The organism is Microbacterium sp. A84, from assembly GCF_051842815.1.
In the GTDB taxonomy this organism is placed as follows: domain Bacteria; phylum Actinomycetota; class Actinomycetes; order Actinomycetales; family Microbacteriaceae; genus Microbacterium.
Genome location: NZ_JBPXMS010000001.1, coordinates 1196128 through 1218746 on the forward strand (window position 1 = coordinate 1196128; position 22619 = coordinate 1218746).

16 protein-coding genes are annotated in these 22619 nt (G+C 65.0%); 8 read left to right on the forward strand and 8 right to left on the reverse strand.

Annotated features, from left to right (window positions below):
* Nucleotides 1–41 precede the first annotated feature (41 nt).
* Nucleotides 42–1349, reverse strand: a complete 1308-nt coding sequence (locus ACSU04_RS05975) for an ABC transporter substrate-binding protein (protein WP_439288747.1) — start codon at nt 1347–1349, stop codon at nt 42–44.
* A gap of 111 nt (nt 1350–1460) precedes the next feature.
* On the reverse strand, nt 1461–2462 hold the full coding sequence (locus ACSU04_RS05980; protein ID WP_439283833.1) for a LacI family DNA-binding transcriptional regulator: 1002 nt from the start codon (nt 2460–2462) through the stop codon (nt 1461–1463).
* Nucleotides 2463–2625: 163 nt separating this feature from the next.
* Here ACSU04_RS05980 and ACSU04_RS05985 point away from each other — a divergent pair, with 163 nt between their 5' ends.
* From ACSU04_RS05985 to ACSU04_RS06015, 7 genes are read left to right on the forward strand one after another with little or no spacing between them, the layout of a single operon-like run.
* Nucleotides 2626–3567 carry a carbohydrate ABC transporter permease gene (locus ACSU04_RS05985; RefSeq protein ID WP_439283835.1) on the forward strand — a complete coding sequence of 314 codons (942 nt, stop codon included), beginning with the start codon at nt 2626–2628 and terminating at the stop codon, nt 3565–3567.
* Nucleotides 3557–4468, forward strand: a complete 912-nt coding sequence (locus tag ACSU04_RS05990) for a carbohydrate ABC transporter permease (protein WP_439283836.1) — start codon at nt 3557–3559, stop codon at nt 4466–4468. The genes ACSU04_RS05985 and ACSU04_RS05990 overlap by 11 nt, the downstream gene beginning before the upstream one ends.
* Nucleotides 4469–4484: 16 nt before the next feature.
* Nucleotides 4485–5834 (forward strand): Gfo/Idh/MocA family protein, encoded by a 1350-nt coding sequence (locus ACSU04_RS05995; RefSeq protein WP_439288748.1) that lies wholly within the window; start codon nt 4485–4487, stop codon nt 5832–5834.
* On the forward strand, nt 5831–6787 hold the full coding sequence (locus ACSU04_RS06000) for an NAD-dependent epimerase/dehydratase family protein (protein WP_439288749.1): 957 nt from the start codon (nt 5831–5833) through the stop codon (nt 6785–6787). Before ACSU04_RS05995 ends, ACSU04_RS06000 begins: the two co-directional genes overlap by 4 nt.
* Nucleotides 6780–7691 carry a 5-dehydro-4-deoxyglucarate dehydratase gene (locus tag ACSU04_RS06005; protein WP_439288750.1) on the forward strand — a complete coding sequence of 304 codons (912 nt, stop codon included), beginning with the start codon at nt 6780–6782 and terminating at the stop codon, nt 7689–7691. The genes ACSU04_RS06000 and ACSU04_RS06005 overlap by 8 nt, the downstream gene beginning before the upstream one ends.
* Nucleotides 7688–8758, forward strand: coding sequence for a mandelate racemase/muconate lactonizing enzyme family protein (locus tag ACSU04_RS06010; protein WP_439288751.1), 1071 nt, complete (start codon nt 7688–7690; stop codon nt 8756–8758). The genes ACSU04_RS06005 and ACSU04_RS06010 overlap by 4 nt, the downstream gene beginning before the upstream one ends.
* A gap of 13 nt (nt 8759–8771) precedes the next feature.
* On the forward strand, nt 8772–10214 hold the full coding sequence (locus ACSU04_RS06015) for an aldehyde dehydrogenase (NADP(+)) (protein WP_439289433.1): 1443 nt from the start codon (nt 8772–8774) through the stop codon (nt 10212–10214).
* Nucleotides 10215–10256: 42 nt separating this feature from the next.
* Here ACSU04_RS06015 and ACSU04_RS06020 read toward each other — a convergent pair whose 3' ends face one another.
* The 5 genes from ACSU04_RS06020 to ACSU04_RS06040 form a co-directional block, all read right to left on the reverse strand.
* Entirely contained in the window at nt 10257–11420 is a 1164-nt protein-coding gene (locus ACSU04_RS06020; RefSeq protein WP_439288752.1) for an ROK family transcriptional regulator, read from the reverse strand.
* 106 nt (nt 11421–11526) lie between these two features.
* Nucleotides 11527–13908 (reverse strand): beta-glucosidase, encoded by a 2382-nt coding sequence (locus ACSU04_RS06025; RefSeq protein ID WP_439288753.1) that lies wholly within the window; start codon nt 13906–13908, stop codon nt 11527–11529.
* Between the two features lie 5 nt (nt 13909–13913).
* On the reverse strand, nt 13914–14804 hold the full coding sequence (locus tag ACSU04_RS06030; RefSeq protein WP_439283850.1) for a carbohydrate ABC transporter permease: 891 nt from the start codon (nt 14802–14804) through the stop codon (nt 13914–13916).
* Entirely contained in the window at nt 14801–15817 is a 1017-nt protein-coding gene (locus ACSU04_RS06035; protein WP_439288754.1) for a carbohydrate ABC transporter permease, read from the reverse strand. The genes ACSU04_RS06030 and ACSU04_RS06035 overlap by 4 nt, the downstream gene beginning before the upstream one ends.
* Before the next feature lie 10 nt (nt 15818–15827).
* Entirely contained in the window at nt 15828–17126 is a 1299-nt protein-coding gene (locus tag ACSU04_RS06040; protein ID WP_439288755.1) for an extracellular solute-binding protein, read from the reverse strand.
* A gap of 162 nt (nt 17127–17288) precedes the next feature.
* Here ACSU04_RS06040 and ACSU04_RS06045 point away from each other — a divergent pair, with 162 nt between their 5' ends.
* Entirely contained in the window at nt 17289–18323 is a 1035-nt protein-coding gene (locus tag ACSU04_RS06045) for a LacI family DNA-binding transcriptional regulator (RefSeq protein ID WP_439288756.1), read from the forward strand.
* A gap of 21 nt (nt 18324–18344) precedes the next feature.
* Here ACSU04_RS06045 and ACSU04_RS06050 read toward each other — a convergent pair whose 3' ends face one another.
* The gene (locus tag ACSU04_RS06050) at nt 18345–22604 is read right to left on the reverse strand and encodes an endo-1,4-beta-xylanase (RefSeq protein ID WP_439288757.1); all 4260 of its coding nucleotides are present in this window, start codon (nt 22602–22604) and stop codon (nt 18345–18347) included.
* Nucleotides 22605–22619 lie beyond the last annotated feature (15 nt).

The following is a 22619-nucleotide window of genomic DNA, read 5'->3' on the forward strand; positions in this document are numbered from 1 at the left end:
TGTGTCAATCGATTATGCGGAGTTGACAACAAATAGAGACATCACTCCAGCGCAGCCGTCATCTCGTCGACGAATGACTGCGCGGCCTGCGCCGGCGTGAGCCGGCCGAACAGCACCTCGGCGTCGAGTCTTTCGGACGTAGCCTTGAGCCCAGAACCACCCGGTGGCGTCGCCGGAGCGGGGTCTGCGCCCGCCTCCGTGACGTGCTGCACGTACGCGGCGGCCACCTTCGAGGACGGATCCAACAGCGGAGTGATCGCCTCGAGTACGTCCGAGTTGAAGGGCAGCCCTCGGTCGGCCAGGATGATTTCCCCTGCCTGGGTCGAGTTCACGAGGTAATCGATGAGCAGTGCGGCAGCTTCCGGATGCTCGCTCGTCGCAGCAACCCCATAGTACTGCGATGCCTGAAGTGCAGCCCCAGGGCTCTGGAACTCCGATTCCCCAGGAGGGCTGAGCAACACGAGGTCGTCGCCGGAGGCATCCGCGTAGGTGCCGATCAGGTTACTGAAGGCGAACGTCATTCCCGCCCGCCCCTGTCCCATCAGCGTCTCGGCGGGGCCGAGCGTGTACAGCTCCTGCGTCAGATCGGCCGGCGGCATCCCGCCACCGTTGAGCAGTTCGAGCACAGTTTCCCAGTAGTCCTCGAGCGTGGAAGCATCCGGCCCCAGCGTGCCATCCTCGGTGTACATCGGGGTACCACGCTGAGTGACGTACACGCCGAGCGTGTCATTGATGCGATTCTCCATGCCGTAGACACCGTCCGCCGTCCCCGCCGTGATAGCACCTGCGATCTCTACGAATTCTGACCACGTCCAGTCATCGCCGTCCGGCAGATCAACGCCGGCCTCGGCGAACACTCGCGGATTCACGACAACACCGATCGCGTTGCCTCCGGTCGGGAGACCGTACGCGGCGCCGTCAACCTCCGCTCCGGCGAGAGTCTGCGGTGCGAATGCCTTGGTCGAGAGCACATCCGCGACATCATCGAGCGGAAGCAACGCACCACGATTCGCGTACTCCAGGGTGTACGGGCTCGCGAGCGTGATCACGTCTGGCATGTTCCCACCGGCGGCATCCGTCGACAGCCGATCCCAGTACGACTCGAACGACGCCGGCTCGGCGACGACAGTGATGTCCGGATGCTCCGCCGAAAAGTCGTCCAGCACCTGCTGTGTTGCCGCGGCTCGTTCGTCTCCGCCCCACCAAACGAATCGGATCGTGACCGGCCCTGCACCGGCTTCGTCAGTCCCGCCAGCCTCACCAGAGGCTGCCGAGCAGCCACTGACGACGACAGCGGCAACCACCGCGATCCCCAGTCCTCCGAGAGTTCTACGCCATGCGTTCCCCATCACAGTCTTCCCTTCATCGCGAAGCTCGGCGGCAACACCGATCGGTGAAACCGCTTTCTCCGCGAGAAGCTAGCATCGCCTCGAACCGCCGTCAAGAGGTCGGCGAGAAGCTCAGGGGGCAATGCCGGAAGAGTCGCGCACCTCGACACGAGGCTGGAACACCACGTTCTGACCGGGCTGCCCACCCTCAATGAGGTCGTGCATCCGCCCCCATGCGAGCACACCCAGATCGGCGTGCGACACCGACGCCGTCGTCAATGCGGGGGCGAGATACTGCGCCAGCGGAATGTCATCGAAGCCGGTCACCGAGATGTCTTCGGGCACGCTCAGACCGAGCGTTCGCAGCCCACCGATCAGCCCAATCGCAACGAGATCGTTGAACGCCAGCGCAGCCGTGGCTCGACTGTCACGCACAGCGGCGGCCGCCTCGCGACCATCATCCGAGCTCGCGCCAGCGGGAATCCGCGCGATGGTCACATCAGGGTGAGCACGCTGGAAATCATCGAGCCCCAGCTCGCGGCGGGCGTTGGATGCGCTGCCCTCCGGGCCGAAGACATAGGCGAAACGACGATGCCCCAGTCCGTGGAGGTGCTCGGCCAGCTCGACGATTCCGGCGCGGTAGTCGATTGACAACGATGGCGCCGTGATCTCCGGCACAGATCTGTTGATCAGCACCAGCGGATGCAGTTGCGCGGCGAGCGCGGTCAGCTCTGCCTCCGGCATCCGGGGCGCACAGAGCACGATGGCGTCCGTGCGGCGGCGAATCTCGAGCGCGAGCGCCGCTTCGTCCTCAGGAGACTCGGCCGAGTCAGCCACCAGCACCCGATACCCATCCAGGGCCGCGGTCTTACTCAGCCCAGCCAGCACCGACTGAAAGGCGGGGTTCGCGAGATCCGGTACGACGAATGCAACCGCGTGAGTGCGTCCGAGGGCAAGACTGCGCGCCAGCGGGCTCGGCGCGTAGGCGAGCTCCACTGCGGCCTTTCGCACGCGCTCGGCAACGCCGGGTTCCCCTGCAAATCTACCGTTCATCACACGGGAGACTGTGGCTGGCGAAACGCCAGCAAGGCGCGCCACATCTGCGATCGTGACGCTTGCGCGCTGCGCGGTCATTCGCTGCCCTCCGCCCAGGACAGGTGCCCGGTCAGTGCCACCATACCCGCGTCGGCTTGACGAATCGGCACGGACACGTCAATAATCGAATCACTCGTGAAACCGCTTTCTCGAGTGGGGTTGTCGGCACCCCCTACGGCACCGGACATGACAAGGAGGTCACGTGAGCAGTCTCGGAGAGCTACGCACAGCAACGCGTACTCAGCGCGCCCCGGGGGCGCGATTCAAAGAGAAATTCCCGGACAACAAGGCTGCGGCGATATTCCTGTTGCCGTGGCTGATCGGCATGCTGGGGTTGACGATCGGCCCGATCATCGCGTCGCTGTATCTGTCATTCACCGACTACAACCTGCTGCAGCCACCGATCTGGTCAGGGCTCGACAACATCGTCGAGATGTTCAACGACGCCCGATTCTGGAACTCGTTCCGAGTCACGGTCGTCTACGTATTCGTCAGCGTCCCGCTGCTGCTCGCACTCGCACTCGGGTTGGCGATGCTGCTCGACAAGGGCCTGCGCGGCCTGTCGTTTTATCGCTCGATCTTCTATCTACCCTCGCTGCTCGGCGGTTCCGTTGCCGTTGCTATTCTGTGGCGCCAGGTGTTCGGTAAAGACGGCATCGTCAACGGCTTCCTCGCCTGGTTCGGCATCGATGGCCCCGGCTGGATCGGGCACCCCGACTTCGCGCTGGGCACCCTCATCGTCCTGAACATCTGGACCTTCGGCTCCCCCATGGTGATCTTTCTTGCCGGTCTCCGGCAGATCCCAGAGATGTACTACGAGGCAGCCTCGATGGACGGCGCTGGCAGGATCCGGCAGTTCTTCTCCATCACCTTCCCGTTGCTCACGCCGGTGATCTTCTTCAACCTGGTGCTGCAGATCATCTTCTCGTTCCAGTCGTTCACGCAGGCCTATGTCGTCTCGGGCGGCACAGGCGGCCCGAGCGACTCAACGATGTTCTTCACGCTGCTGCTGTACAAGGAAGCGTTCACCGAGCTCAACATGGGATACGCCTCGGCGATGTCCTGGTTCCTCCTCGTCGTGATCGCCGCCTTCACCGCGTTCAACTTCTGGCTTTCGAAGTATTGGGTGTTCTATGACGACTGAAACTGAGACCCTGCTGCGTCCCTCCAATGCGCCGCGACGGCGCCGTGAGACCGCCGGACGGCGTCGCAACCGCACCCAATCGCTACGAGCACTGGGTAAGCACCTGATGCTCATCGCCTTCTCGGTGCTGCTGCTCTATCCGCTGATCTGGCTGGTCGTGTCGAGCCTGAAGCCCAACGATCAGATCTTCCGCGATCTGAGCATCTTCACGGCGGATCTGACCTTCGAGAACTATCAGAACGGCTGGACCGATCTCCAGCATCCGTTCGGGGTGTTCCTGCTCAACTCCTCGATCATCGCCTTCGGCGCCATCCTCGGGAACCTGCTGTCATGCTCGATGGCCGCATACGCCTTCGCTCGGCTGCGATTCCGCGGACGCAACTTCGCGTTCATCCTGATGCTCGGCTCGATCATGCTGCCGTTCCAGGTTTTGCTCGTTCCCCAGTTCGTGATCTTCAAGGAGCTCGGCTGGTTGAACACCTTCCTCCCCCTGATCGCACCGAAGTTTCTGGCGACGGAGGCGTTCTTCATCTTCCTCATGGTGCAGTTCATCCGAGGGCTCCCGAAGGAGCTGTTCGAGGCCGCCCGAGTGGATGGCGCAGGACACTTCCGCAGTTACTTCCAGATCACGCTCCCGCTGATCGTGCCCTCGCTCGCGACAACCGCGATCTTCACGTTCATCTGGACGTGGGGCGACTTCTTCGGGCCATTGATCTATGTGCGCCTGCCTGAGCTGTTCCCGGCGTCACTCGCGCTGAAGGGATTCCTGGATGCGCAATCGAGCTCGGATTACGGCTCAATGTTCGCGATGAGCGTCGTCTCCCTCATTCCTCTGTTCCTCATCTTCCTGTTCGGGCAGCGGTTCCTCATCAAGGGCGCCGCAACCTCAGGCATCAAGTGATCGAAAGGATCAGCAGATGACCCGTCTCCGTTACGCCCTCGTGGGCACCGGCTCCCGCGCGCAGATGTATCTCGATGCAATCGCGACAACACATGCCGACGTCGCCGAGCTCGTCGCCTGGACCGATACAAACCCTGGTCGTCAGGAATGGTCTCTCACCCAGCACCCCGGCCTTGGCACCCCCGCGTCGTTCGCGCCGGATGCCCTGGCAGAAGCCGTACGCGAGCATCACGTCGATCGCGTGATCATCACCTCGCCTGATTTCACGCACGCCGATCACATCGTCACCGCGCTGGATGCCGGCGCTGATGTCGTGGTCGAGAAGCCGCTCACGATCAGCGAAGAGGGCGTCCGCCGCATCGCCGAGGCCACGGAGCGCACCGGGCGCAACGTGACGATCACGTTCAACTACCGATACTCGCCGCGCAACAGCGCGTTGAAACAGTTGATCGACTCCGGCGAGATCGGCGAGGTCACCAGTGTGCACTTCGAATGGGTGCTCGACACCGCGCACGGTGCTGACTACTTCCGACGCTGGCACCGCGACAAGGATCGCTCGGGCGGGCTGCTGATCCACAAGGCGAGCCATCACTTCGACCTGGTGAACTGGTGGATCAGCGACGTCCCTACCCGCGTCTTCGCTTCTGGTGGTCTGCGCTTCTACGGCGCCGATAACGCCGCACGGCGCGGTCTGGGCCCGCGGCCGGAACGAGGCACGACCGACTCGCCACTGCGAGATCGCTTCAGCCTCGATCTGCGGACGGACCCGACGTGGACCGGGCTCTACCTCGATCAGGAGCAGTACGACGGCTACCTGCGCGACCGAGATGTCTTCGATGCCGGCATCACCATCGAGGACAATCTGTCTCTCGTCGTGGACTACGCCGCCGGCAGCACGATGTCGTACTCGCTGAACGCACACGCGCCGTGGGAGGGGTACACGGTTGCCATCAATGGCACGCTCGGACGGGCTGAGCTGAACGTGGTCGAACGAGGCGCCGTCCTCATCGATGAGCAGGGCCGCACCGTCGTCGACCCCAGCGCACGTCCTGATCTGGTCGGCTCCGAGCCCGCACGCCCTGCCTCGGAGCATCTGATCGTGCAGCGCCACTTCGAGTCGGCGCGCGAGATCCCTATCCCCGAAGCCGCCGGCGGCCACGGCGGCGGCGATGCAATGCTGCTGCGCGATGTGTTCCTCGGCGCTCAACCTGACCCACTCGGGCGCACAGCGGATTGGACGGACGGAGTGCGCAGCATGGTGGTCGGCCTGGCCGGAAACCGCTCGCTCGCGGAAGACCGCGCCGTGCGCATCTCCGATCTCGAACTCGGCCCCGCTGGTGCGGTCGCCGCAGGTGTGAAGGCATGAGTGCCACCGTGACCGCCGGCGTGCATCCCGGCTCCAGAGTCCTCGTCACCGGCGGCGCCGGGCGGCTGGGACGCAGCGTCGTGAATGAGCTCATGAGTGCGGGCTACGAGGTCGTCTCCGTCGATCGTGCCCACACCGCCGTGCGTGACGTGCGTCAGATCGATCTCGATCTTCTCGATACCGCCGCGACTCGAGAGGCGTTCATCGAGATCGCTCCGGATGCCGTCGTGCATCTTGCCGCGATCGCCGTGCCTGGTGCGCTTCCGGACGCGGACGTGTTCCAGATCAACACCCAGCTGGCCTGGAGTGTGCTCGAGGCCACCGTCGCCGCGGAAGTCGGTGCGCTGCTCGTCGCCTCAAGTCCGACGGTAATCGGCTACGGCGCACCCGGCGGGTGGCAGCCGACGTATCTTCCGCTCGACGAGGACCACCCGATCGCACCGTGGAACGGCTATGCAGTATCGAAGGTCGCGGTCGAGGAGATCGTGCAGATGGCCGTACGGCGATACGGCGAGCGCGTGCGATTCGGCCTCTTCCGCCCCTGTTACGTCATCGCACCCGAGGAATGGCACGGCGCGCGCACCCAGCAGGGGCACACCGTCGCCGAACGGCTCGCCGATCCTCGGTTGTCCGCAGTCGCACTGTTCAACTACGTCGACGCACGAGATGCCGGCGACTTCGTGCGCGCATGGCTGCAGAACTGCGCAGACATCCCCAACGGTGAAGTTTTCTTCGTGACCGCATCCGATGCTCTCGTGCTGGAGTCGACGGCCTCGTCGCTGGCACGGCTGGTGCCGAGGACAGCGGATGCCGCGGCATCCGTGGCCGGCAACAGCGGGGCGTTCTCCGGCCTCCGCGCCGAACAGCTGTTGGGCTGGACCGCGACGCGCAGCTGGCGTACCGAACTCATCACTGCTTCCCCCATTGACGACCAGGAGGCTTCTCGTGCCTGAACTGACCATCCCCGACCGCGTGCTGTTCTTTCCCGTCACCGCATTCGATGCCGCCGATCGCATCGATGTCGACCTGGTCGAACAGCACGTCTCTGAGCGTGTCGAACATCAGCCCGGCGCGGTGTTCTCCGCGTGCGGCACCGGTGAGTTCCACGCGCTGTCCGCGGCCGAGTACGCGGTGACTGTCGCCGCCGCCGTTCGCGGCACGGCGGGGCGTGTTCCCGTTCTCGCCGGCAGCGGCGGTCCGCTGGGACATGCCATCGACTGTGCGCGCAGCGCGCAGGAGGCCGGCGCAGAGGGACTCCTGGTCATGCCTCCCTATCTGGTGCAGGGTCCACAGGCCGGGCTCGTCGCGTATGTGGAGCGGATCGCTGAGGCGACGGAACTGCCACTGATCGTGTACCACCGTGGTGCTGCGCAGTTCACGCCGGCGTCGATCGACACTCTGCTGCGCAACGACCGCGTCATCGGCGTCAAGGATGGTGTCGGCGACCTCGCCCTCGCGCAGCGCTTCGTCCGCGACGCCGCGGCCCTCCCCGGTGAATCGCTCTTCTTCAACGGGCTACTTACCGCCGAGATGACGCAGGCGGCCTACAGTGCCATCGGGGTGCCCCTTTACTCTTCCGCGGTGTTCGCGATGGCGCCGGATATCTCGGTCGCCTTCTTCCAAGCGCTGCGCGGCGGCGACACGGCGAAGCAGCACGTACTGCTCGACAACTTCTTCGCACCGCTGATCGAGCTGCGCGACGAGACACCCGGCTTCGCTGTCGCTCTCGTCAAGGCCGGCGTCCGCCTCGGCGGGCTGCCGGTGGGCGGCGTGCGCGCACCGTTGGTCGATCCGACCGCCGAGCAGACCGGCCGTTTGGAGCGTCTCCTCGAGACCGGACGTGAGCTGATCGCGTGACCGATCAGGCGTCGATCCAACGCGTCGACACGCACCTGCTGAGGATTCCGCTGCGGCGGCCGTGGGGCGCAGATGTCACCGAGATCTGCGTGATCACCGTCACCGTGCAGGCGAGCGACGGACTCGTGGGGCACGGGTTTTCCTGGACCCCGTCCATCGGCAGCACCGCCGTTCAGGCGATGATCGATGACGACCTCACACCGTTCCTGCTCGGACGACCAGCCACGCCGTCGGTGTGGGACGAGGCCTGGGCGCATCTGCACGAAGCGGGTGGCGGAGGTGTGACCACCATCGCTCTCGCCGGGGTTGATCTCGCACTGTGGGATCTTCGCGCACGCACGGCCGAGACCTCCGTGACCGATCTGCTCGGACGTCGACATGACAAACTGGCCGCCTACGCCAGCGGCGTCAACCTGCATTATTCTCACGACGACCTGGTCGCCCAGGTACAGCGATGGATCGATGCCGGCTACTCGGCGGTGAAGATCAAAGTCGGAGGGCCCGATCTCGCCGAGGATCTCGACCGCGTCGCCGCAGTACGCGACACGCTCGGGCCCGGCCGCCGGCTGTTCATCGATGCCAATCAACGCTGGGACCTTGATACCGCCAGTCGGGCGATCCCTGCGCTGAGCGCATATGACATCGGCTGGATCGAAGAGCCGCTCCGCGCCGACGATCTGGCCGGGTATATCGAGCTGCGACAGCGGATCGATGTCCCCATCGCTCTGGGTGAGAATCTGCACACCCTGTACAGGTTCCGCGATTTCCTCGACGCCGGCGTCATCGACATTGCACAGCCGAACATCATTCGAGTGGGCGGAATCACTCCGTTCCTGCGTATCGCCGAGCTGGTGCGCGAACGCGGTGCACAGCTGGCTCCGCACCTGCTGCCGGAACTTTCCGCTCAGCTCGCGTTCGCGCTGCCGCAAACTTGTTGGGTGGAGGACGTTGAAGATGCCGGATTCGCCGCACTCGGCGCACTGACCGAGCCGACCGGCCTGCACGTGACCGAGGGATGGGCTGCCGGTGGCCCGTCACTCGGCCTCGGAATGATCTTCAAGAATTGAGGCGAACATGATGATGACCACACTGACTCCCGCTGCTGACAGCACCACTGACGGGGTTGATCGTGCCGTCAGGGCAGCTGCCGAGGCATTCGAGATCACTTCCCGCACCGACGAATCGACCCGGGCTTCGTGGCTGAGGACCATCGCCGACCGACTCGACGCGCGAGCCGACGAGCTGATCGAGATCGCCGATGAGGAGACCGCACTCGGGTTGCCTCGGTTGACCGGCGAGTTCGCCCGCACCACCGCGCAGCTGCGATTGTTCGCCAGCGTGCTCGACGAGGGCTCATACCTCGAGGCGACGATCGATCATCCGAACCCGGATGCCACACCTCCCATCCCTGACCTCCGCCGCGTCCTGCGACCGATCGGTCCGGTTGCTGTGTTCGCCGCATCCAATTTCCCGTTCGCGTTCTCCGTCGCCGGCGGCGACACCGCCTCGGCTCTCGCCGTGGGTTGCCCGGTGATCGTCAAGGCGCATCCGGGGCATCCGCTGACCTCGAAAGCCACCGCGAGCGTCGTGACGGATGCACTTGTCGACGCGGGCGCGCCCGCCAGCGCATTCGCGCTCGTCTCCGGCTTCGACGCGGGGCTCGCTCTGGTGGATCACTCCGGAGTCCGGGCTGTCGCCTTCACCGGCTCCGTGCCGGGAGGTCGGGCACTGCTCGACCGCGTCACGGCGCGTCCGGATCCGATCCCGTTCTATGGCGAGCTGGGAGCGGTCAATCCGGTCATCATCACGCCTGCGTCGGATGCTGCCCGCGGCGATGAGCATGCGGCCGGGCTTGCTGCGTCATTCCAGCTGGGTGTCGGGCAGTTCTGCACCAAACCAGGACTCGTGTTCGTGCCGCTGGGTTCAACGGTCGAACGGCACCTGCCGGCGCTGCTTCGTGCGCAGCCGCGGATGCTCACCTCCACAATCGCCGAGGGCTTCGCCCGTGGCGTGCAGCGCGTCACGGGCGTACCCGGCGTGGAGGTCCTCGCATCAGAGGCCACCGGCCCGACGGTCGCCGTGGTGGATGCCTCGACGCTGCTCGCACACGCTGACGTGCTACTCGAGGAGGTGTTCGGCCCCTTCACGCTGCTGGTGCGCGTCGATGCCCCGGAGACACTCACTACCGCCCTGCGCTCGCTGCCGGGCGCCCTCACCGCCACGCTGCACCACGAGCCCGGAGAGAACGTCGAGAATCTGGTCGCCACGATGTCGGGCTTCGCGGGCCGTGTGCTCTTCGGCGGCTGGCCGACCGGTGTCGCGGTGAGCTGGGCTCAGCACCACGGCGGGCCGTGGCCGTCGACGAACACGCAGTTCACGTCGGTCGGTGCGGCCGCAGTTCGACGCTTTCAGCGACCGATCGCGTTCCAGGATGCACCGGCCGACCTGCTGCCGCTCGCGCTACGCGAGGAGAACCCGCTCGGCATCCCCCGCCGCGTCGACGGGCAACTGCTGCTGCGCTAGACCCGTGGGGCTGGCGCTGGCGGCTGGCGCGGGCGGGCGAGGTCACGCGAGCGGAGCGGCGAGCAACGGTGCGAACGCCGCTTCCGCTGCGCCGATCAACAGTCGGTCACGACCGAGTGCGGCCGACTGTATCTCGACCTGTTCGGCGGCAGCGGCCAGAGAGCGCTCGCGCACCTCGGCGTCAAAGGATTGAGCGTCATACTCACGCAGAATGGAGAGGAACCCGCCGAGCACGACAGCCGAGGGGTTGAGCACGTTCACCGCGTTGCCGAGTGACGCGGTGAGGATGCGACGTTGCCGGCCGACCTCGGCACGTACATCGATGTCTTCGGAGCCGATCAGCGCGGCGGCAAGAACCGCGTCGTCAGCCGCGCCGAGGCCTGCGGCCCGCAGCAGCCGGGCACGGTTGACCTCGTCCTCCAGCACGCCGTCGTCCGTGGCGCGATCAGCATTCGCGGTGATGCCAGGACGAGTCTGGCCCCATTCACCGGCGTACCCTCCGGCTCCCCCGATCAGATTCCCGTCGAGGATGAGTCCGCCACCGATACCGCTGGCACCGCCGTTGAGATAGACCACATCACGGTGCTCCCGTGCCGCACCGAACAGTCGCTCAGCACGCGCGCCCAGCGAGGCATCATTGTCGACTGCGACGGGCAATCCCAGTGCATCAGCGAGCGGGGTGGCGATGTCCTCGTCACGCCAGCCGAGGTGCGGTGCAAGCCGCACGACACCGTCGAGCGCACGCACGAGGCCCGGCACGGCAACACCGACGCCGACGATTCGACAGTCTTTCAGCGCATCCTGTTGCCATTGCTGCACGACGCGCGCGACTATGACCACGGCATCCGCAGCGCTCGGGACGCTGTCAAGAGCAACCCTGGTGCGCTCGCGTAGTCCTCCCCCGAAACTGACCGCGCCGATCTCGATCGCGTCGACTTCCGGGTTGACGCCGATGGCGACGATATCCGGATTCGCGGAAACCACGGGGCTCGGGCGTCCGACCCGCCTCGTGGGATCGGGGCTCTGCTCACGCACGAGACCTGCGGTGACCAGCCCGGTGACAAGATCGGCAACTGTCGAACGGTTGAGACCGGTCTCCGCCGTGATGCGCGCGCGTGAGCGGGAGCCCTCCTGGTGGACGAGACGCAGCACCTCACCGAGATTCTTCCTGCGCACGCCTTCCACTCCGGATGACCGATCCGCCATGCTGCTCCCTCGCTGCGCGATATATGTTGCCTCTGTCACGATATCGGCAAGAGTCGCGTTCCGAAGTGTCAGCGCTCAGCGTGGCGAGTGGATCAGTTCCTCGTGATCAGGTCGCGACTGCGCTGAACAGGCGCGAGATTTCTGCCGTGACAAGGCGACGATCGCTCGGCACGACCACATGCGCCTCCCCGGTGATCGTCATCGTCTTTCGTACCGTTGCGGATGCCGATTCCGCTGTCGCGGACGCATGTGCACCGACCCAGATCTGCACGGCGCCCGGCTCGACAATGCGCGTCATCGAACGGTCGCTGAATGCGAATCGTTGCGTCGGCACCAAGAACGACACGGTCACGGACTGCCCCGCCTCCACGGCCACCCGTTGGAAGCCCAGCAACTGCACGACAGGACGCGTGACCGACGCGGCGACGTCGTGCCCATACAGCTGCACCACATCATTCGCTACACGAGCGCCCGTGTTCGTGACGGTCACCGAAGCAGTGAACGCCCCGCCCGCCGTCACCTCGCTGTCGACGGTCAATCCGCTGTACTCGAACTGCGAGTAGGAAAGCCCGAAACCGAACGGACGCACCGGCGTCGGGTCTGTGGCGGTGACTTCCGAGGCTCCGCCCAGGGGCGGATGCAGGTAGGTGAAGGGTTGCGCCCCCGCCGATCGCGGCATAGATACCGGCAGCCGCCCGGAGGGATTGATCCGGCCCGAGACCACTCCGGCGAGCGCGGATGCACCTTCCTCACCGGGGAAGAACGACTGCAGCACCGCTGCCGGTCGCCGCTCGTCGTCCAGTGCCCAGCTGACCGCGTAGGGCCGCCCCGTCAGCATGATCATCACCACTGGGGTCCCTGTCGCGATGACGGCTTCGACAAGCTCGCGTTGCACACCCGGCAGCTCCAGGCTCTCAGAATCGTTGCCCTCACCGACCGTGCCGCGCCCGAAGAGGCCCGCTTGGTCTCCGACGACGACGACTGCCACATCAGCATCGACCGCGGCTGTGACAGCCTCGTCGAAACCAGAGCGGTCGTTCCCTTCTACTGCGGCCCCCTCGGCGTAGACCAGTTCCGCGTCCGTGCCCAGCTCTGCAGTCAGTCCTTCCAGGAAGGTCGGGATTTCGAAGCCGATCGGGAATTCAGGGTGATGGGCGAGCACGTGGTTGGCGAACGAATAGCATCCCATCAGCGCTTCCGCACGATGAGCATTCGGGCCGATGACCGCGATCCGCGAGGGGCGGTCATCCGAGATCGACAGCGGAAGGATGCCGTCGTTGGAGAGCAGCACCACGGACTCCTCCGCGAGACGTCGCGCGAGTTCACGATGCCGCGGCGAATCCAGGTCGACGCTGGTCGGAGCCTCGTCTTCGAATACGTCGGGCTCGAGCAGTCCGAGCTCTTCCTTCTGGGCGAGTGCACGAAGGACTGCGCGGTCCACGTACGCCTCATCGAACTCGCCGGCACGAATTCGCTCTGCCAGTGGGACGAGGTAAGCGTCCCCGGTGGGCAGTTCGACATCGATGCCCGCTGTCAGCGCGGCCGCCGCCGCCGCACCACGGTCGGCGGCGATCGCATGCGTCACTTCGAGGAAGGCGACGGCGAAGTAGTCTGCGACAACCACGCCGTCGAATCCCCAGCGCTCACGAAGCAGCCCCGTCAGATACTCCTCGCTGGAGCCGAGCGGTACACCGTCGATCTCTGCATAGGAGTTCATCACCGAACGTGCGCCGCCATCGAGCAGTGCCATCTCGAACGGCGGCAGGAAGACATCGGCGATCTCACGCGGCCCCGCAGAGACCGGGGCGTGGTTGCGCCCGGCGCGCGAGGCCGAGTACCCGACGAAGTGCTTGAGCGTGGCGTGAACGCCGGCCGACTGCAAACCGGTGACGTACGAGCTGCCGATCACTCCGACCACGTACGGATCTTCGGCGATGCATTCATCCACACGCCCCCAGCGCGGGTCTCGGATTACATCGAGCACTGGAGCGAGCCCCTGGTGGATGCCCAGCTCCCGCATCGATCCGCCGATCGCCCCAGCCATGTCGCGCACAAGCTCCGGGTTGAACGATGCGCCCCATGCCAGGGGTGTCGGGAACGTCGCAGCTTTCCAGGCGGCAAGTCCCGTCAGGCACTCTTCGTGTACGAGCGCGGGAATCCCTAGTCGCGTCTCGCGCTTCAGTCGACGCTGCTCATCCCACAGCCAAGCGGCACGCTCCACCGGATCGACAGGCCGCGTGCCATACACACGGGTGTATTGCCCCAGGCCGTTCCTGGTCACATCAATCAGGTGTCCGGCATCCTGCTGTCCAGAGGCCATCTCCGACTGCATGGGGGCGACGACGCCGTTCTGGTCAAGCCAATACCCGACGATCTGGGCGAGCTTCTCCTCCAGAGTCATCTGCGCGTGCAGCGCTCGCACTCGCTCGGACACTGTGGGCATAGCGGGAATCTCCGCGGTCAATTTCGACACGATCTTCTCTTTCATTGTGCTCAGCCCTTGACCGCTCCGGTGAGGCCACCGACGATGCGGCGCTCGAATATGGAGAAGAAGAACAACGCGGGCAGCATCGACAGCGAGGTATATGCGAGCACTCGCGCGGTATCGACCGAGTACTGCGATGCGAAGTTCTGCACGCCAAGCGGAAGCGTAAACAGACTGGAGTCGTTGAGGATGAACAGCGGCAGTATGTAGCCGTTCCACGATCCGATGAAGGCAAGGATGCCGACGGTGATGACCCCGGGCAGGCTGAGCGGGATCACCATGCGCCAGAAGAAGCCGAGACGGGATGCCCCGTCGATCGACGCTGCCTCTTCCAGTTCCTTCGGGATCGCCCGCAGGAACGGCACCAGGATGATGATCGTGGTCGGCAGGGCAAACGCGATCTGCGGCAGGATGATGCCGGCCAAGCTGTTGACCAGACCCAGATTGCGGATCAGCAGATACAGCGGCGTGATCGCGACGGTGATCGGGAACATGAGCCCAGCGGCGAACACGGAGTACATGATGACCTTGCCGGAGAACTCGTAGCGAGCGATCACATAGCTGGCCATAACGCCGAGCGTGACAGCGCCGAGTGTGGTGCCGACCGCGGAGATGGTCGAGTTCACCATTGCCGTCCAGAACTCGCTGCTGGCGAGGACGTCGGTGTAGTTCGCGATCTCCCACGGCGCCGGCCATCCAGACGGGTCGTTGGTGATCTGCGAGTTCGTTCGGAACCCTCCGACGATGATGTACAGAATCGGAGTGATGCAGATCGTGATCAGGATCACCGCGAGCAGATACACGCCAGGGCTCCCCCAACGAACACCGGATGGCGCACGGCGACGCCCGCTGCGGCCGATCGCCTGGATGGCCACCGACGTCTTCAGAGTGTCGGTCATCGCCGGCGCCCCTTTCGGCTTTCGCCCGTCAGCGCACCCTCGGTGTCGCGGCGAAGAACGAACCGCTGGTACACGAGGGCGATGACGAGGGAGATGAGGAAGAGCATCACTGCAACCGCGTTGCCGTAGCCGTAATTGCCGGCCAGATGCCCGTTCTGATACATGTAGGTGGCCATCGTCGAGGTACCTGCGGTGGCCGCGATGTACTGACCCCAGATGATGTTGACGAGGTCGAACAGCTGCAGCGAGCCGATGATCGACAGGAATGCCCAGATGCGGATGGTCGGTGCGAGCAGCGGAAGCGTGATGCTCCACTGCGTCTTCCAGAAGCCGGCGCCGTCGATGGCCGCCGCTTCGTAGAGCTCTTCGGGGATTGACTGCATGCCGGCGAGCATGAGGATCACAGCGAAGCCGATGTACTTCCACGTGATGATGATCATCAGCGACCACAACGCGATAGCCGGATCAGCGAGCCACGAGTTCTGCAGTGCGCCGAGGCCCCACTTCTCCAGCAGGGAGTTCAGCGCACCGGAATCTTGCAGCATCAGGCTCCAGCCTGTGCCGACGACTACTTCTGCGATGACGTACGGAGCGAAGATCAGCACGCGGATCACCGAGCGACCGCGGATCTTCTGGTTCAAGAGCAACGCGAACAGGATCGCGATGGGCCCCTGCATCAGCAGCGAGAGCACCACGATCGCGAAGTTGTGCCCTATCGCCTCACGGAACGTGTCGTCCTGCAGCATGAGGACGTAGTTGTTGAGTCCGACGAACTCGGTGGGCCAGCCGTAGCCGTTCCATTTGAAGAAGCCGTAGAACGCGGCCATCATCACCGGGAAGATGACGAAGCCGAGGAAGACCAGCAGAGCCGGACCTGCCAGGAGCGTGATCTCGCCGCGCTTGCGCCAGTCAGGGCGCCGCGGCGCCCGTGTCGGGACCGATGCATGATCGGTCCCGACACGGTTGCTCCTCGCAGGCGCAGTGGATGCCATCAGCGCCTGTGAATCGGTCATTTTGCTACTCTCAGCCCCTTGCCGCGGCGTTCGCGATGCTGTCGACGAGCTTCTGCGGGTTGCCCTGACCTGCGAGCAACTCGACGATGCCGGTGTTCAGCGCGTTTCCGACGTTCTGTCCGAGCGCCGTGTCCAGCCAAAGCGAAACGTACGGAGCCTTGCTGTACGCCGCCATCAGCGGAATCAGCGACGGGTCGGTGACAGCACCCTGTGCATCCTGGTTGGCGGGGATCGTCTGGTATGCCGTGGCGTAGCCTTCCTGCCACTTCTTCGAGGAGACGAAGTTGAGGAACTGCTCACACGCTGCCGGGGAGTCGACCGAGCACGAGTATCCGTCAACGCCGCCCATCATCGCGCCGGGTGTGCCGTCGCCACCTGACACCTCGGGGAATGGGAACCATCCCAGATCAGCCAGCGGCTGCTCGTCGGGCGTGAGGCTCGCGATCACACCGACGTTCCAGGCACCCATGAGTTCCATGGCTGCCTTGTGGTTAGCGACGAGGCCCGCGGACGAGTTCGCACCCTGCTGGGCTGATGTCGTCAGGAAGCCATTGTTGAAGGGCTCGGTCGCTGCGAAGTCGCTGAGGTTCTCGGCAGCATCCAACCAGCACTGATCGGTGAAGTCAGGAGCCGTGGACAGGCTCTCGATGACGTCCTGGCCGCACGCTCGCACAGCGAAGAAGTAGTACCAGTGCGCTGCCGGCCAGGCATCCTTCGCACCGAGAGCGATCGGATCGATGCCCGCATCCTTCAGCTTCTGCACGGCTGCCTCGAGCTCATCGATCGACGTCGGCTCCGAGCTGATGCCTGCCTGTTCGAACAGGTCCTTGCTGTAGAAGATGCCGCCGGGGAGCACTGCCGTCGGCACACCGTAAATCTTGCCGTCGATGGTGAACGCGCTGAATGGCGCATCTCCCAGCGCCGACTTCACATCTGCGTCAATGAGGCTGGTGAGGTCCTTGACCTTGCCCGCCTCGACGATGTCGGCCAGCTTGCCGCCACCGCGCGCCATGAAGATGTCCGGCATGTCTCCGGAGTTGACGGCGGTCTGCAGCTTGCCGTCCATGTCTTCGTTCTGGATCGAAGTGACCTTGACCGTCACCTCAGGGTTTTCCTCGTGGAAGGCCGCCGCGGCGTCTTCCCAGTACTGCTTGCCGTCACCGGTCGTGGAGTTGTGCCACATCGTGAGGGTGGTGTCGCCACCAGCTTCCTCACCGCCACCGCCGCCGGAACCGGAACAGCCGGACAGCAACAATGCCATGCTGGCCCCCAGCGCGACCCACGCCGCACCTCGCATCTTGCGTGTCATCATCAACCCTTTCGTCGTCATTGACAGATCATGCAACCGCTCCCAGCGGTTCGTGTACTGAGAATGGCAGACAGCCGGGTATTTAGTCAAACGATATCGATAACGTTTTCCAAACGCTTCGAAATAACACTGTTGCGACGCAGTCGGGGCTACGATCGCGATGTGACCCTCACCACTCGCCCCAGCCGCGCAACCATCACGGACGTCGCGCGAATCGCCGGCGTCTCCGTATCGACCGTGTCGAAGGTGGTCAACGGACGCGACGGCATCGCTGCCGCAACCGCCGCGCGTGTGCTCTCCGTCGTCGAAGAGCTCGGCTACGAAACATCCATCGTGGCGAGCAGTCTGCGTCGTAGCCGGACGGGCGTGATCGGAGTGCTGCTCGCCGACTTCGAGCCGTATTCGACAGAGCTCCTCAAGGGAATTTCTCGCGCAGCCGAGGAGACCAGCTACGAGCTGCTCGCCTACGCAGGAGGCAATGACGATGGAAAACGCTCGAACTGGGAGCGACGCTCACTTTCTCGACTTGGCGGCACGCTCATCGATGGCGCAGTCGTGGTCGCACCCACCATGTCGATGACGAACGGCACGAGCATCCCCGTCGTGGCCATCGATCCGCACACAGGCATCGAAAGCGTGCCCACCGTGGACGGCGACAATGTCGCGGGCGCCCGCGCCGCCACCGACCTGCTGATCGGATTGGGCCACCGCCGCATCGCGCACCTCGGCGGACGGCCAGGGCTCGAGTCCTCTCGCCTGCGACGAGAAGGCTACGCGGAGGCACTCAAGGGCGCCGGCATCGAGGTCGACCCCGCACTTGACCGCATCGGCGGTTATCGTGCGGACCTCACCGACGCCCCTGCCCACGAGCTGCTCCGACTGCCCGCAGGTGTTCGCCCCACCGCGATCTTCGCGGCCAACGACCTTTCCGCCCTGCACGTCATCGAGGTCGCACGCGAACTGGGTCTGCGCGTGCCGCAAGACCTGTCCGTCGTCGGCTTCGACGACATTCCTGAGTCATCCATTAGCTCTCCCCCACTGACGACTGTCACGCAGCCGCTACAGCAGATGGGCGCCGATGCGCTGCGCATCCTGATCTCACTGCTCGCCGGCGATGCTGTCGAAGAGCAACACCTTCGACTGCCGGCGACGCTCACCGTGCGGGAGAGCGTCGCCGCACCCCCGAGCGTGCACTGATTCCCCACCTCCGCCTCGGCGTCATCGACGCCCCAGCCTGGCCGGACGCATGGCCACCAGCATCCCACCGATCACGAGCAGCACGACGACTGCCAGTGCGATGCCCCACGGCAGCTGCGCACCGGTGACGGCCAGCTGCCCGGGCGCAACGACCGTGACCTCCGCACTGATCGGGTCGAGCTCTCCGGACGCGATGACCAGGGTGTGCGCACCGAGCGGCAGATCCGCAGGGATCGACACTTCGAAGGTCACCCGACCTGAAGCATCAGCCGCGGAGATACCGGCGATCTCGATCGGATCACTGAACAGCGTCGCCGTGATCTGCTGACCGGGTTCCAGCCCCGACACGGTCACAGGCAGGGCTCCGCCCTGCTCCACGCGGCCGTCGCCGACGTCGACCGTCGCCCAGGCGACCACTTCGCCGTCGCCCGGATCTCCTGGTTCCGTCGGTTCCGTCGGCGTCCCGGGTTCCGTCGGTTCCGTCGGCGTCCCGGGTTCAGCCGGCTCAGTCGGCTCCGTCGGCTCCGTCGGCTCGCTCGGTTCTTCGGCCGACACCAGGCGTGCGACGCCCCAGCGTGCCGTGTTCTGGTAGCCAGTGCCGGTCGGCTCCGCCCAGGTGTGCACGGCGAAGCGGGCGCCGTCTCGTCCATCATTGACCTGGAAATCCAGTCCATGGAAGGTGTCGAGGCCGCCGAGTGGAACGTCGCTCTGACCGCCAGACTCGCCGAGGAGGTCGATCGCGACCTCCACGACATATCCGGTTTCTGTCAGAGCGGTCGCGCTACTGGCCACACGTGCTTGCTGCAGCGCGGCATCGCCCGTGCCGAACGACAGGTCCCCGTCGGTCGTGATCCGGATCTGCGTGTCGTTCGGGCCGTACGTCCCGGCCTTCGTGTTGCCCAGATCGAGAAACACCTCAACGGAATCGCGGTTCCACGCGTCGCTGTTGCTGTTGTCGACGACCGGATCGGTCACCTCGTACAGCACGTAGAGCTGGTTCCCCTGCCAGAGCGTGCGCACCTGCGCCTGGGCGCCGCTCGCATCACCCTCGACAGTCCTCGCTGTCTGCGCCACGGCGGCATCCGCCCACACCTCGTCGACGATGCCATCGACCGTCGGGGCTGGCAGCTCCGGGATCTCCAGGTAGGACAGCGGCTCCAAGAATGTGAGCCGGCCCGTCTCACCGGGCGAATTCCAAGCGCCGGCGACCGAGTCGTTGACGATGACACGCACATCGAATTTCGCCGAGGAGCCCTCGACGACCTCGCTGTGCGGCAGGTGCACCGCAATGAGATGCTCGCCCCCGACAACCGTCTCGATACCGGGGACAGAGTCCGGGGCATCCTTCTGGTAGACGAACTCTTGGTCGCCATAGGTGAACTCGACGCGGTCTGGGGCGACCGTGCTACGAACCAGAACGGTCAGGTGGTCATCGCTCCAGCGCGCTTGGAACCCTCCCACGTCTCCGGTCAGCACGTTCTCTGGCAGGTTCTGCCATTCGATCGCGCCCGCGAATCCGTCGGCCAGCGCGATGTCACCGGCGAACACGTTCGCGGTGGTGATCAGCGCCGGCAGGCCATCCGGGTCATCGATGACTCCGTAATACGCAGGCTTGGCCTGCAGACCGGCACTGAACACCAGCGGTTCCTGCTCAGATCGCCATGAGCGGTTGTCGGTGAGACCCCAGATCGTGGCGGCGAACACCTTCTCCGCATCCGGTGCCGCCGCGTCATAGGAGCGCAGCAGCCGGAACACATCGCGATAGAAGTATCCCTGTCTGATCCGGTTAGCCTCGGTGACCGGGTTGATTGTGACGTCGAGCTCAGTGACTTCCTGCAGCAAGCCGAGGCCGGCGAATCGGTCGAGCGCGCCCTGCAGCGACGCGATCGTGGTGTTGATCGAGACGTGGAACTGGTGCCCCACGCCGTCCAACGGCACTCCAGCTGCCAGCAGCCTCTTCACGAGGGCCTCATATTGCGCGCCCTTACGGTCTTGCTCGGTGTTGTAGTCGTTGATGAAGAGCATCACCGGGCGATCGGTGCCTGACGCGGCGTACGTATTGTTGAAGGCCTCCTCCGCGAGCTCGAAAGCGAGCGGGATGTACTCCTCGCCCAGCACTTGATACCAGCGGCTCGTGCGCAGCCCATCGTCAGTGCTCTGATCCGCCACCACCTCGTTGACGACGTCCCAAGCGACGATCGGATTGGTCGATGAGCCGTACAGACCGTAGTCATCAGAGATCGATCGGGCCACGTTGTCAATGTGGATCGCAAGACGGTCTCGGAGGATCTGCTTGTCAGCATCGGTGTCGGTCAGTTCGCGTCCGGAGTCGTCCTGGAAGAACCAGTCCGGCGTCTGCGAGTGCCACAGCAGCACGTGTCCGTACATTCGCAGGTCGTTCTGCTGTGAGAAGTCGAGCAGAGCGGTCGCCTCGGCGTTGCGCTGGAAGTCACCGTTCTCGTCGTACCAGGCCTCCACCTTCATGTGGTTCTCGGGCGTGATCTGGTCGAAGTGGTGCAGCAGCAGGTCGGCTGCGGCTCCGCTCGTCTCGCGAGAATCGATCGCGACGCCGACCGGGAAGTCCACGGTGTCCTTGATCGGCACCAGGCTGGTGTCGACCGGGTTCGGCTCCGGCACGCTCACGCGAAACTGGTCGACCAGGAAGGCCGAGGTGTTGCCGCTGTTGTAGCGAGCCTCGACATAGAGTTCGGCGGCGGTGTCGTAGGCGGGCACCGTGAACTCACCGGACACGGTGGTCCATCCCTCGACGCTGGCATCCTCGATCTGGAGCAGGTTGGCGTACGAGGCGGACTCGCCGGTGACGGTACGCATCGAGATACTCAGCCCCTGTCCGACGTCTGCGCCCTCGGCGAAGCGCACAGCGGCCTCGATCAGGTAGGTGCTCCCTGGCAGTAACACGTCGACGACGTCGAACTGGATGCCGTCGCCCTCGTGCGTGCGGTCGGAGACCTGCGCGGCGAATGCCGAGTCGTCGGCACCGCCTGGCACGACTGAGATGGTCGGTGCCGATTCTCCCGATCCGGAGCGGGCGAACCATCCGTCCAGCTCGCCATCGTCGAAGCTCGTGTCGATGAGTGCGCCCGTCTGCTGCGGGGCGGGAGTGCCGAGCGGGAGGGTGAAGACCCAGCCGTCGGCCAGCCGCTCGTCGACGACGGTCGCGAGCGCCTGCAGCGACGGTTCGCGGTCACCGCCGCCGTCATGCACGAGCACGATCTCGCCGGGCTTCATCGCGGTGCGCAGATTCTCGGTGAGTACGGCCGGGTCGGTCTCTGCCCAGTCGTTGATCGTGTTGGTGACGGCCAGCGGCTGCATGCCGAGCGAGACAGCGACGGCGGCAGTGGCGCCCCAACTGCCGTTGGGCGCGCGGAAGAACGGCACCTGTGCGTCAGGGTCGCCGAGCGCCTCACGAATGATGCGCAGATTCTCGACGAGATCGGTGCGGATGCTGTCGGCATCCCAGGAGCCCATATCCGTGTAGCTCGTGGTGTGGTTGCACAGCGTGTGCCCCTCGGCGACGGTGCGCCTGAGCAGATCGGCACCGCCGGGCGCGGTGATGTTCTGGCCGATGACGCAGAACACCGCATGGATGTCGTTGGTCTTCAGATAGTCGAGCAGCGCCGCGGTGGTGGCACCGTTGGGTCCGTCATCGAATGTGAGGGCGGAGACGTTCCCGCTACCGGAGGCGAGACTGACCGGTGTGGTTGTCGGGTCGACGGCGCCGCCAGGGGCGACGTCGGAATCTCCTCCGCCTGGAGCGGGGGCACGCGTGATGAGCACATCGTCAAGATAGAACGATGATGTCGCCGGGTCCACCTCGATGTAGACCTGCGTGTCATCCGCGTCTGCGGTCAACGTGCCGGAGATCGTGGTCCACTCCCCCGCAGGGATCGCCTTGTCGGCGACCCAGTGATAGCCATCCTTGACGAGGAAGCGGGCCTGCGCGGCGGCATCCTGTACCAGCACTCGCGCCGAGAGCGTATACGTCACGCCCTCGGTGAATAGGCCCTCAGGGCTCTGCAGCGTGTGCCACGTCTCGGTGCGGTCGGCCACGCTCAGTACCTGACCCGCACCTCCGTTCGGGTCGGCGGTGACAGTGAGGGTTGGGTCGCCGCTGGCGAACCAGTCGCCGGTCGTACCGTCCTCGAAATCGACGCTCGAGATGATCTCAGGATCTGCCGCAGCAGCGGAGATAGGGATAAGTGGGGCCGCGATGATTGCAGCGGCGGCGGAGAATGCCAGCAGGGTTGATCGACGTCGCACGGGGCGCTCCTTTGC